We start from the raw sequence: 13,398 nt of genomic DNA, 5'->3' as shown, positions 1-13,398 counted from the left end.
ACGCATAACTCTTAACTTAAATTTTGAACTCATAACATATAACTTATAACACATAACTTAAATTCATGAAATCTATATTCAAAATTGCCCTAACAAGTGCTTTTATCTTTTTAGCTTCTTTCCAATCTAATGCGCAGTCTAGCAAATACAAATGTATGCTTCAGATGAACAATTATATGGGAGAAGGTGCTTATATCGTAGTTTCTTTAATTAATGCAAACGGAGAATACGAAAAAACACTTTATGTAATGGGCGATGATAAAAAATGGTACAAATCATTAAAAGAATGGAACAAATTCCATACTCAAAAAAATGATGATATCAGCGCTAAAACAGGAGCTTCTGTTACAGGTGGAGACCGCAGCGTAACGACTATCGAAATCGAAAATTCTAAAATCAATAAAGGATACAAACTACGTTTTGAAACGGCTGTTGAAGATCAGAAATATTATGTGAGTGATCTTGAAATTCCACTTACTACAGAAGGTATCGCTGAAAAAACAGACGGTAAAGGATACATCAAATACGTAAGATTAAACAAAATATAAAACTTTAGTATTTTACTTTTAACCTCTTGTTAAAGTATAAATTCTATTTTTATACTTTAAATAAAAACCAAGCTTTGTCAAATTTTCTAATTTTGACAAAGCTTTAAACATTTAATTCCATTTCTAGAATACACGCAATGACTCTTTCTTTCTGGCGTTACGCACATTTGGCTTTGGCCTTGTTTTCTTCTATTTTTTTGCTTTTAGCTTCGGTAACGGGTATCATTCTCGCTGTTGATGCAGTACAGGAAAAAACACTTCCGTACAAAGCAGAAAATTTCAATAAAATAACTTTGGGAGAAACGCTTCCAATTCTAAAAAAAGCCTATCCAGAAATTACCGAATTAAGTGTTGATTATAATCAATTTGTAACGCTTCAGGCAATTGACGAAGACGGGAATGACGTTAACGCTTATATCGATCCAAAAACAGGTAAAGCTTTAGGAACTCCAGTAAAGAAAAGTGAATTCATTAAATGGATTAACAGTTTTCACCGTTCGTTGTTTCTTCATGAAGCGGGAAGATTTTTTGTTGGCGTGATTTCGTTTTGTTTGTTACTAATTTCCCTTTCAGGATTTGTATTGGTACTAAAAAGACAGCGTGGTATTCGCAACTTCTTTTCCAAAGTAATTAAAGAATATTTCGCTCAATATTATCATGTTGTTTTAGGACGTTTGGCTCTAATCCCGATTTTGATTATTGCTTTAACAGGAACTTATTTGTCATTGGAAAGATTCAACTTTTTTATGGGTGAAGAAAAAGCAAAACCCGTTAAGACTGAACTTTCGGCGAAAGCCAAAACGACTTCAATCTTTAAAACGACTTTATTAGCTGATGTAAAGAAAATCGAATTTCCTTTTACAGATGATCCTGAAGAATATTATATCATCGAATTAAAAGACCGCGAAGTCGAAGTAAATCAGGTTACAGGTGCTTTAATTAGTGAAAAGCTTTCGCCAATGACTGCTCAATATGCGGCATTGAGTCTTGATCTTCATACCGGAAGAATTAACGGAATCTGGGCTGTAATTTTGGCTATCGCCTGTATCAATATTTTGTTCTTTATTTATTCTGGTTTTGCTATTACTTTGAAAAGAAGGTCAAGCCGAATTAAAAATAAATTTAAAGCACACGAAAGCACTTTTATTCTTTTAGTTGGATCTGAAAACGGAAGTTCTTTTAGGTTTGCCAATGCCATTTCGAAACAATTAATTGGTCATGGGCATAAAGTTTTTATTACCGAATTAAATCGTTTTTCGGTTTATCCAAAGGCAGAACATATTATTGTTTTTTCTTCGACTCATGGTTTGGGAGATGCGCCTTCTAACGGAAATAAATTCAAAGCCTTATTAGAAAAACAAAATCAAGAACAGAAAATTAAGTATTCTGTTGTTGGTTTTGGTTCTAAATCCTATCCTGATTTCTGCGGATTTGCCATTGAAATTGATAATCTTTTAGCCAAACAAAACTGGGCAGAACGTTATTTAGAATTGCAGACTGTAAACGACAAATCGGCTGTGGAGTTTGTAGAATGGGTAAAATTATGGAGCGCTAAAACAGGAATTCAATTAGCCACAACACCATCTTTATACAATCATGTTCCAAAAGGATTAGACAAATTAATGGTTTTGGATAAAACACCAATTTCAGATACGGAACATACTTTTATATTGACATTACGTGCCAATTCAAGAACCAAATTTGCTTCTGGTGATTTATTAGCCATTTATCCTGCCAATGATTCTAGAGAACGCCTCTACTCTATCGGAAATCATTCTGGCAATATTCAATTGGTTGTAAAACTTCATCCAAACGGATTGGGGTCTGGCTATTTAAATAATTTAGAACCTGGAAATACAATAAAAGCGAGAATCATCAAAAATCCAGCTTTTCATCTTCCAAAGAAAGCTTCAAAGGTAGCTTTCATTTCAAACGGAACTGGAATTGCTCCATTTTTAGGAATGATAGAACAAAATAAAGCAAAGAAAGAAATTCATTTGTACAGCGGTTTCAGAATGATTACGCCTACGCTGATGGCTTATAAAAAGTTTGCTGGTATAATGATTCAGAAAGAACACTTAGAGCATTTTCATGTAGCTCTATCGCGTGAGGCCGAACATATTTATGTAATGGATTTGATTAAAAATGATGCAGTCTTTTTTATGAATTTATTGAAAAGTGACGGTGTAATTATGATTTGTGGTTCGCTCGCCATGCAGAAAGATGTTGAAATTGTTTTGGATGAAATATGTTTGTCTAATGGAACAAAAACGCTTTTGGAATACAAAGAGAATGGCCAATTATTAACGGATTGCTATTAAGAGATTTGCAGAATATAGAATATAGAATATAGAATATAGAATATAGATTGTAGATTGAAATTTGGAATTTGGAATTTGGAATTTGGAATTTAAATATTATGTTTCATCAGAGCGTTATTCAATTAAAAATGGTTTTATGCAAAAATCAATTATACATAAACTTCTAATTCTTTTTGTAATGCTTCAAAGCTTATCAGGCTATTCACAAGTTTTACGAAAAAGAACCACTCTTTTAATGGGCGGTCGCTTCGATATTAGCATTGTAGCAAAAGACTCGTTATCTGCTGAGCAAAATATCAATGAAGTTATTGCAGAAATTACCCGAATAGAAAATCTAATTTCAGATTGGAAACCCGATTCTCAGGTTTCTGAAGTGAATCAAAATGCGGGAGTAAAACCAGTAAAAGTAGATCGCGAAGTTTTTGAATTAGCACAAAGAGCCATCAAATTATCAGAAATTACTAATGGCGGATTTGATGTTAGCTTTGCCGCAATGGACAGAATCTGGAAGTTTGACGGTTCAATGACCGAAATGCCATCGGCGGAAACCATAAAAAAATCGGTAGAAAAAGTGGGTTATAAAAATATCATTTTGGATAGCGTAGAATCGACTATTTTCTTAAAACTAAAAGGAATGAAAATCGGTTTCGGCGCTTTAGGCGAAGGTTATGCGACTGATAAATGCCGTGCCATGATGATTCAAAAAGGAATTGAAGCCGGAATTATTAATGGTTCTGGCGATATGAGCACTTGGGGAAAACAACCTAATGGAAAGGATTGGAAAATCGGAATTACAAATCCGTTTAAACCTGAGAAAATTTTAGCTGCAATTCCGTTAAAAGATGGCGCTATTACTACTTCTGGCAGTTATGAAAAGTTTGTTGTTTTTAATGGCAAACGTTATTCCCATATTATAAATCCAGCTACTGGATATCCTACAGCAGGTTTATGCAGTGTAACTGTTGTAGGTCCAAACGCCGAAACTGCCAACGGATTAAGTACTTCGATGATGGTTTTAGGGCAGACCGAAGGATTATTATTACTTCAAAAATTCCCACAATACAGCTGTGTCATGATTACAGATAAAGGAAAAGTGATAAAGTCTAAGAACTTTGCTTATAAATTGTAAGCTAAACAATATTTTTGCCGTCAAAAGTATAAAGTATTAAACCATATAAGTCATATAAGTATTTTAAGTTTTTCTTGATTGTTTTTATATAATTTATATGGTTTTTCATTTTATCAGACATTTATTTCAAAACACTAATAATCAAACACATAAGCAATATTTCTTCAACATTAAAATCTTTAATGTAAATCTAATAATCTTCTAATTACTTTATTTAGATTAAATTTAAATTATCATATAAGTTTGCAGCACTTTATACGCAATACTCAATATGAGAACAATTTTACTTTTATTTTTTATTACAATTACAAGCTGGTCACAAACTGGAAATCTTACAGGGAAAGTGACATTTGGAACTAATGAATTAGCCTATGGTTCTACAGTTATTATAAAAGGAACTCAAAAATATGCCATCGTAAATGATTTTGGTCGTTATGAATTTAAAGACTTAAAGTATGGGGAGTATATCTTGGAGACTTCTTCTATGGAAGGACAAACAAGAACTACCAAAGTAAACATCAACAAACCGAATACAGAACTTAATATTTCCTTGGATCGAAATGGCCCTAAAGATTTGGAGGAGGTTGTAATCAAAAAATCTTCTTTTAGAAAAGAAATAATGGAGAAAGGTTTTGCCGTAAATGTCATTGAAACACAGGAAGCCGCAAAAAGAAATCTTCAGACTAATGATTTATTAGATCGTTCTGGTGGCGTTAGAATCAGACAAAACGGAGGCTTGGGTTCTGCCGTTACATACAACATTAACGGAATGTCTGGAAATGCCATACGAATTTTTATTGATGGAATTCCGATTCAAACTTATGGAGCTTCATTCAGTTTGAATAGTATTCCGCCAGCATTAATCGAAAGAATTGAGGTTTATAAAGGTGTAGTTCCTGCTTATTTAGCAGACGATTCATTGGGAGGAGCAATTAATGTGATTCTAAAAAAGGGATCTAAAAATATGATTGCAGCTTCAGTTTCTTATGGTTCTTTTAATACTATTCAATCCAATTTTAGTACTACCTACCGAGATAAATCTGGTTTTACGGTTAAAGCAAACGGATTCCAAAATTATTCTGACAACGATTACGAAGTCTGGGGCAGATTTGTCTATAATATTTTACCAAACGGACGTTACGATTACATCAGAGCAAAACGATTTGAAAGCATGTATCGCTCTTATGGAGGCAGACTTGAAGCTGGTTTTACTGATGTAGAATGGGCCGATAATTTCTCGATCAGCTATAATGGTTCTCAAGACTTCAATCAGATTCAGCACGGTCAGTATATGACAAAACCATATAAAGGACGTTTTAGCGAATCTGCTGCCAATGTGTTTAGCTTAAATTATAACAAAAAAGATTTCTTAATAAAAAAACTTGATTTCTCTATAATTTCTGTTTACAGCCATAGAAACGATGTTGTAAACGATACGGTTAAATGGAATTATAATTGGAACGGAGAAAGAGCAATAGGCTTGTACGGTCAGCCAATTTTATCGGTAACTGGTGCTCAGCAGGGAGCTCCAACGATAAACCATCAAAAATCGGATATTTTTAATACAAGAGCCGGATTTACTTACAATGTTACCGAAAACCATAAAATCATGGCAAACGGAATGTTTTATACTGTAGATCGAAATGAATTTGATGAAATGCAACCGGAACTAGTTCGTAATTTTATGGCAACGCGTGATTTAAGTAAAACCGTATCTTCACTTGCTTATGAAATGCAGGCTTTTAATTCTCGTTTAAAAGGTAACTTATTCCTTAAAAATTATAATTTAAAAACCGAACAAATTACGCCAAGATTAGCTAATCAAAATGGTCAAAACACATTGGTCGTTGAAACAACATCTAAAAAAACCAATTTTACGGGTTATGGTTTTGCAGGTTCTTATGCGATTGTGCCAAAAGTATTATTAATGTTTTCTGCTGAAAAAGCAATTCGACTGCCTTCTGAAAATGAAATCTTTGGACTTCCTGGCGAAAATATTCTGAGTAATGCTAATTTAGGTCCAGAACAAAGCAATAATATAAATGCTGGTCTTAGACTTGGCCCTTACTTAATTAACAAACATAAATTCAACCTATACGGAAATGCTTTTTGGAGAAATACTGAGGATAAGATTGTCCGTCAGATCAGTGATCGCCTTAACGAAGCGGTTCAAGCTTCTCCATTTGTCAATTTAGGAAAAGCACAATCAGTAGGCTTTGAGGCTTCGCTTCAATATTCGTTTAAAGAAAAATTATTTGCTGGCATCAACCTTTCTAAATTCAATTCACTGTACAAAGATAAATACGACAAAAACGGAAATATTCTTCCTTTATACAATAAACAATTACCAAATGAGCCTTATTTCACTGTAAACGGTAATCTGCAATACAATTTTAAAAATGTAATTCAAAGCAAATCAGAATTGAATCTGTATTACTATTGCGGTTATGTCGCTCCATTTTATACTTCTTGGCTGGAAATTGACAGAACTACAGCTCAGTTTCCGCAGGATTTAGGTCTAAGCTATGCTTTTCCTAATAAACAATTTGTAGTAAGCCTTGATGCTAAAAATATTTTTGACGAGCAGGTTTACGACAATTTCGCAGCCCAAAAACCGGGAAGAGCATTTTTTATCAAACTGAATTATGCTATTAATAAATTCTAATCACAGTATAAATAACTAATTTTTTAAATCGAATAATATGAAAAAGAACACTTTTAAACTATTTACATCTGGTTTAATACTAGGTGCATTAGCGTTAACTACTTCTTGCAGCAGTGACGATAATAAAAACTCAGAACCTGTAAATCCAATAACTGATGGCCGTTGGATTACTGTAGCAGGAGCTTTAATGCAGACAGATCCAGGTGATGGAAATGGCGGAACAAGAATTTACGCAATCAGCAAAGAGAATGCAATTGATCCTAATTTTTCTGTAAATGTTTACGATCAGGGTGTAGCTGTACAATCAAACAGAACTGCTCGTTTGCAATCTTCTGTAGATGGAAGTACCCTTTTTAACATCACTTATACAGGAGCTAATGGAGGTGAATTCATGACCTATAAAGTTAATGGAGGAAATGCCTTTGCAGAATCTCAGGCAAAAGTTAATATTTCTCAATATGCAGGTACATCTCCAAGATGGGTAAAACTTTTTGATGGTGATAAAACAGGAGTTGCTGTAAATATTACTACTCCAGTTGTAAATACAAATGAAGACAAATCATATAAATATACAAGAGGAATTGCTACTGTATTGGCTTTAGATTTGCAGCAAACTTTAATTTCAGGTTACAAACAATATGAAATTCCACTAACTGCTGAAGAAGAAGCACAAGGACACCACCTTTTCCGTTTAGATGCTCCAACATTAAACAAAGCAGGAAACAAATTAATCATTGGTACTTGGATGCGTAAAACTGATCCTGCAACAGGACAAAATGCTTCAAGCTTTACACGTTTAGGATCTAAATCTGTTGTAGTTGATTATCCTTCTTTAGAAAATCCAAAAGTAATTACTTCTACAGTTGGATTTGGTGACACAAGTGGATACAGAAGTTTCAACAGTTTTGTGGCTACAGACGGAAACATTTACCAAGCTACACAAAGAGATACTCAAAAAGGTTCTTATATTTTAAAAATCAATCAAAGCAATGAATATGATAATTCTTATGTGTTTAGTTTAGATACTGCTCTCGGAATTAAAGGTTCTTATATCGATGCTTGGAGATATGTTGGTAACGGAATTGCCTATGCTGTTTACACATATGAAGGAACAGAACAAGGTTTCTTGGCAAGATTAGACTTAAACGCCAGAACAGCTACAAAAGTAGAAGATATTGCTTATGATGCTGACTTAAACTTCGGTCAATACCAAGGTTTTGTTGTGGATGGAAACAACTTCTATATCGCTGTTACTCCAGTTGGAAAAGACGGTAACATTTACGTAATTGATATTCCTTCTGGAAGAGTTACTAAAGGTGCTAAATTAGTAAACAAACCAGGAAACCACTACATTGGGGTATTCTAAAAAATATACAGTTATGATTACAAACTGTATGTAATTCATCACTTGAGTTTTTTTTTAATTAGACATTCCGCTTCTATTTATAGTAAGCGGAATGTTTTTTTTAATAGACTATGAGCAGTTGGAGTGTATCTTGTTTAAACACATAGATACATAGATTTTCACTGCTTCCGTTTAAAATTATAGAAAAAGCAAGCTTTATGTTTTTAAACAAGTGAAACGCCTTTTTCAAGTTTATAAAACTATGTTTCTATGTGTTTAAAATTCTAACCAACAGCTTATGATTAGAATTTTGAAGCAAATTCTTTAGCAAAATCTTCTAGTTTGATTTTACCCTCAGCTTTTCCATCATTTTTAAGAAAATCGGATGCAATGGTTTCATTTCTTAGTCCACTTCCCATTTCGGTATATAAACCCGCCATTTCTTCTGGAACTCCCGCTTGTGTCATACCGCCAAAATATTGTTCGTCTGTAAATTCAACCCAAGGCAATTCTGGTTTTCCAATAGCATTTCCAAAAGCGTTTACAATGTCTGAAGGTGTTTTAACATCACTAACAATATAACGAATATTTTTACCTTCTTGTGTTTTCTGTAATTCTTCGGCTACTGCCCAAGCAATATCTTCTGGATGCACTAACGGAATTTGATTTGATACTGGAAAATTAGCTCCCATTATCCCCGCTCCTTTTATCATCGGAATATCATTGAAGAAATTGATATAGAAATAGCCCGCTCTTAAAAAAGTAATAGAAGTATCTAATTTTTCGTAAATTTTCTCAATATTGTACAAACCTGCAATGGGTCCGTTTCCTGTTGGTAAATCGGCTCCAATACTGCTTAACATTACCACTCTTTTGATGTTGGCCTTCTGGATTGCTTTCGCGAAAGCGTCACCTGCTTCAGTAGTATTTTTGATAATATTTGCTCCGCCCATATTTGGTGGTGTCATGGCAAAAAGGGCATCAGCTCCGGCAAAAGTTTCTGCAAGGAAATCAGCATCGCTAACAGATCCAATTGCTGCTTTTGAACCCAATGCTTCAATTGCTGCTTTTCGATCTGCATTACTGCTGATAACCGTTACATCATGACCTGATTGTACTAATTGGGCCGTTAATGGCTTTCCGATATTTCCTAATGAACCTGAAATTATAATTTTCATCTTTAAATGTTTTTTTATTTAACAAGACAAAGGTATATTTGTACTTACTTTTATACAAGTACTTACCCTAAAGTATGTATCATGACAGCAATTAAAGAATCCTCTACAATTCAGGAAAACAAGCATTATGCCTTGGAAAAATGTCCCGTAACTTTTGTTATGGAGAAAATCGGGGGTTATTGGAAACCTATTATTTTATATCATTTATCGACTGGAGACAAACGGTACAGCGAATTAAAAAGAGCTATTCCAGCTGTAACCGAAAAGATGCTGATTCAGCATTTGAAACAATTAGAAACAGATGGTTTGGTTATTCGCGAAGCTAAACCTGTGGTACCGCCTTTTGTTACTTATAGTCTTAGTGAAGCAGGAAAAGGGCTTTTGCCTGTAATCGACGCAATGGCTGCTTGGGCCTTTAAAGTAAAAGACGGCGTCTATAGCGTTTAATAGACACCGCCTTTTCAAACAACAAAAACTAACTTAACTAATTCAAAATGAAACTCATTTTATTTTAATTCTGCTTAATAAATAGTAAATCTTCTTGATAATTGGCTATTTCCGTTAAGGCATTATAAATATATTTTGCCACTAAAGCACCGCCATCTGAATTAATCAAATCAATATCATCTTCAGGTGTATGATATTGTGGATGTCCTCCAGTGTGGAAACCAACTGCCGAAATCGATTCTTTATAAAAAGTGACGTGATCAGATCCCCCTACATCACCTGCATGAATAACTGGATTTAATCCTGAGTTTTCCTGCAGTTTTTTCATTAGCTCTACTCCATTTGGAAAAGTTCCGGCACCTCCCATATAGAGCTCTTTTTTATCATTCAGCCTTCCAACCATATCCATATTCAACATTACTTTTACAGCATCTTTTGGAACTGGCAGATGATTTACAAAATATTTAGAACCTAATAATCCTTCTTCTTCTCCGCTGAAAGAGATAAAAATGATACTTCTTTTAGGTTTAACTTTTTGCTTTGAAATTTCTTCTAAAATGCACAACAAAGCCGAAACTCCCGAAGCATTATCATCTGCACCGTTGTGAATGGCAAATGCTTCTTTCTTTTTACTTCCAGAACCTTGTCCGCCCCAGCCCCAATGATCGTAATGTGCTCCAATAACGATGTATTCATTTTTTAGTTTTGGGTCAGATCCTTCAATATAACCTAAAACATTCTGCGTCGAAACACTATCCGATTTCATCTTATTGATACCTTCTTTCACAAAAACTTTGAAAGATTGATAATAAGATTTATTGAATTCTTTTAAACCATACTTTTTAAAGTACTTTTTAATATAAGCGGCAGCTTCATTATTTCCTTTAGTTCCAGGAAAACGTCCTTCTAATTTATCAGAAGACAAATATTTATCGTGTTTATAAAAGGTCTCCGCCTTTTGTGCATTCACGAAAGTGCAGCAAAAAAAAGCGCTCGTAAAAAGAAGTCTTAATTTCATATTTAATTATCTATAGATCAGACACGGATGAAACGGATTTGCTTCGCAAAGACGCGGATAAACACAGATATTATAAAAAACAGAATAAAAAATCCGTAAAATCAGCGTTTTTGCAAAGCGAATCCGTTTTATCAGCGTGCTATTATTCAAATTTTATAAATCAAAAGAGGTATGTTTAATATACTTTCGATCATAAGTATATAAAACATGAATTCTTTTATCACTGGTTTGAATAATTGCTGGGTAACTGAATTCGCCTTTTTCCTGTTTTTCAAGATCAAATAGTTTTCTCCAGTTTAGACCATCTTTTGAATATTCTACATCAAGAATATTACGTCCGTTAAACCAGTCCTTTCCTTGCGGTAAAGGATTATTAACCAATAAGAAAAGGTTTTTATTTATCGTTAAAGCATCAATTCCTGAATTGGAATTGATCACATTTATTGTATTGGTTCTAATCCAGCTTTTTCCGTTATCTCCCGACCAGCTTGAAACTATTTTGTTGTGTTTGCTTCGAGATAACATTTGAATATCAGTCATGCCATGAATTAAAAATGTTGGCTGAATGACATTAAAATTTTGATTGTTTTCTACTGCAATTTTCTTCCAAGAATCAGTTGCTTCTGTATATTCTTCTACGTGAATTCTCCATTCATCAGTGTTTACACTTTCTGTGCTGCTCCCACATAAAATTACACCTGGAGAAGTTTCAATAGGTTTATTCCGAATCGGGCCGTAAATCCCGTCTGGAAGGTATTTTGGTTCTCCCCAAGTTGTTCCGTTATCTTTTGAAACAATCATAGCACCAAACCATTCTCTTGGATTTTTTCCCACTTTATAAAACAGATACAAATTTTGGCTTTTAGCTTTAAAAAGAACTGGATTCCAGCAAGGAAGTGTATCTCCGTTTTTAACTAACGGCTGAATCAATTCTTTTGGCGTTGACCATTTTTTATCTTTATAATCCGAAATATAAATTCCAACATCTTTTGCTCCTTCATATTTTCCTCCAAACCAAGCGGCTAAAATCTCATTTGGTTTGTGTTCCACTAAAGTTGATGCATGACTATTTGTAGTTACAGGAGGATCTGCGATATAACTGCTCTCTATATTAATTGCTTTTGTTTGCGCTTTCGATCCAATAGAAACAAGAAAGATTGCCAACAAAGTCGTAACAGTATATTTTGTTTTTGATATCATTTTATTCTTTTTTTTTGGAAATGTGATAAATGAAGTAAAGCTCCCAATACAACAATCCACTTTTAACTCTTAACTTTTAACGCTTCCCAAACCCACTTTATGTCCTGAAATAGCGTAATAAAGGATAATGATATAACATGGAAGTAAAATCCAATATCCTTTTGTTGAAGCTGTTGCTGTCGCAGTTACTTCATTTATTCCTTGAGCAATAAGATCTGCTTTTGTACCGTCAACGAATTTTCCGTACAAAGGCGGAATCACTGCTCCTCCAGAAATTGCCATTACCAATAAAGCAGCTCCAGTTTTAGTAAATTTCCCTAGACCATTTAATGTTAAAGGCCAAACCGCTGGCCAAACCAAGGCATTTGCAATTCCCAATCCTGCTACAAATAAAACAGAAGTAAATCCAGTAGAAAACACAATACAGAAAGACAATATAATTCCTAAAACAGCACTTATCTTTAAAGCTAAAGCCTGCGTAATGTATTTCGGAATCAAAAATGCTCCTAAAGCATACGTCGCTACCATTGCTAATAAAGTAAATGTGGTGAAGAATTTAGCATCTGCAGCAGGAAATCCTAAAGCGATTCCGTAAGCAATGATGGTATCACCGGCAATTACTTCTACTCCCACGTACATAAACAATGTCAGTACCCCTAACCAAAGATGCGGAAACTGGAAAATACTTGTTTTTGCAGTTTTTCCTTCTTCAGCTTCTTCATTTGATGCCGCTTCTACATTTGGCAGCGGTGCTTTCAGAATTAATAATCCTAAAACAAATAAAACAATCGCCATCGAAATATAAGGAACCACAACACTGTCGGCCATATTGTCTAATAATACATTTTTTTCTGAAGTACTTACAAGATTTAATTTTTCCTGAATTTCATCGATTCCTGATAATAAAAGAGAACCAAAAATAAGTGACCCCAATGCTCCGGCAATCTTATTGCAAATTCCCATAATCGAAATTCGTTTTGCGGCACTTTCAATAGGTCCTAAAATCGTGATATATGGATTTGAAGCAGTCTGCAGCAAAGTCATTCCCGCTCCCTGAATAAAAATTCCAGTTAAAAACATCCAATATGTTCTGGCTTCAGCTGCTGGAATAAAGATTAAAGCTCCAAATCCCATGATGAACAATCCTAGTGACATTCCTTTTTTATAACCAATTTTAGTTAAAATAAAAGAAGCTGGAAGCGCCATTACGACAAATGAAATATAGGAAGCAGAAGCGACCAGTAAAGATTGCGCTGACGTTAATTCATTAATCGTCTTCATAAACGGAATCAATGCGCCATTGATCCAGGTTACAAACCCGAAAATAAAAAACAGACTTGCAATAATTAATATTGGTACTAAGGTTGGTTTGGTTTGTGAGGAGTTAGTGGTATTTGCGTTAACCATTTTTATTTTGTGTTTTTTTTGGTTTGATGATGTATTGAATTGGAGTTCATCATCGTTTTTAGTTAATAGAATTTTTATGCCAATTAGCGACATAAGTATAAAACAAAAGGAGAGTTACCTCTCCTTTTGCGTTTTAAGTA

10 protein-coding genes are annotated in these 13,398 nt (G+C 34.0%); 6 read left to right on the top strand and 4 right to left on the bottom strand.

Annotated features, from left to right (window positions below; translation table 11 throughout):
• Positions 1-65 precede the first annotated feature (65 nt).
• The 5 genes from BM289_RS17065 (at position 66) to BM289_RS17045 (ending at position 8,029) form a co-directional block, all read left to right on the top strand.
• Positions 66-548 carry a DUF2271 domain-containing protein gene (locus tag BM289_RS17065; protein WP_091495745.1) on the top strand — a complete coding sequence of 161 codons (483 nt, stop codon included), beginning with the start codon at positions 66-68 and terminating at the stop codon, positions 546-548.
• A 137-nt stretch (positions 549-685) separates the two neighbouring features.
• The gene (locus BM289_RS17060) at positions 686-2,869 is read left to right on the top strand and encodes a PepSY domain-containing protein (protein ID WP_091495743.1); all 2,184 of its coding nucleotides are present in this window, start codon (positions 686-688) and stop codon (positions 2,867-2,869) included.
• 136 nt (positions 2,870-3,005) lie between these two features.
• The gene (locus tag BM289_RS17055; protein ID WP_091495825.1) at positions 3,006-3,998 is read left to right on the top strand and encodes an FAD:protein FMN transferase; all 993 of its coding nucleotides are present in this window, start codon (positions 3,006-3,008) and stop codon (positions 3,996-3,998) included.
• A gap of 271 nt (positions 3,999-4,269) precedes the next feature.
• Entirely contained in the window at positions 4,270-6,663 is a 2,394-nt protein-coding gene (locus BM289_RS17050) for a TonB-dependent receptor (protein WP_091495741.1), read from the top strand.
• Between the two features lie 37 nt (positions 6,664-6,700).
• Positions 6,701-8,029, top strand: a complete 1,329-nt coding sequence (locus BM289_RS17045; protein WP_091495739.1) for a hypothetical protein — start codon at positions 6,701-6,703, stop codon at positions 8,027-8,029.
• A gap of 281 nt (positions 8,030-8,310) precedes the next feature.
• On the opposite strand, the gene BM289_RS17040 is transcribed toward BM289_RS17045, so the two are convergent.
• On the bottom strand, positions 8,311-9,186 hold the full coding sequence (locus BM289_RS17040; RefSeq protein ID WP_091495737.1) for an NmrA family NAD(P)-binding protein: 876 nt from the start codon (positions 9,184-9,186) through the stop codon (positions 8,311-8,313).
• A gap of 81 nt (positions 9,187-9,267) precedes the next feature.
• Between BM289_RS17040 and BM289_RS17035 the strand changes: the two genes are divergently transcribed.
• Positions 9,268-9,633: a winged helix-turn-helix transcriptional regulator gene (locus BM289_RS17035; RefSeq protein ID WP_091495735.1), complete on the top strand. Its 366-nt coding sequence runs from the start codon at positions 9,268-9,270 to the stop codon at positions 9,631-9,633.
• 64 nt (positions 9,634-9,697) lie between these two features.
• On the opposite strand, the gene BM289_RS17030 is transcribed toward BM289_RS17035, so the two are convergent.
• The 3 genes from BM289_RS17030 to BM289_RS17020 form a co-directional block, all read right to left on the bottom strand.
• Positions 9,698-10,651 (bottom strand): M20/M25/M40 family metallo-hydrolase, encoded by a 954-nt coding sequence (locus BM289_RS17030; RefSeq protein WP_244165400.1) that lies wholly within the window; start codon positions 10,649-10,651, stop codon positions 9,698-9,700.
• Positions 10,652-10,804: 153 nt separating this feature from the next.
• Positions 10,805-11,851, bottom strand: a complete 1,047-nt coding sequence (locus BM289_RS17025) for a sialidase family protein (protein ID WP_091495733.1) — start codon at positions 11,849-11,851, stop codon at positions 10,805-10,807.
• Positions 11,852-11,920: 69 nt separating this feature from the next.
• Positions 11,921-13,258, bottom strand: a complete 1,338-nt coding sequence (locus BM289_RS17020; protein WP_091495821.1) for a sugar MFS transporter — start codon at positions 13,256-13,258, stop codon at positions 11,921-11,923.
• Positions 13,259-13,398 lie beyond the last annotated feature (140 nt).

The organism is Flavobacterium phragmitis, assembly GCF_900112575.1.
Classification (GTDB): domain Bacteria; phylum Bacteroidota; class Bacteroidia; order Flavobacteriales; family Flavobacteriaceae; genus Flavobacterium; species Flavobacterium phragmitis.
Note: the sequence above shows the minus strand (reverse complement) of the source record. Positions and strands in the feature narration are given on the sequence as shown.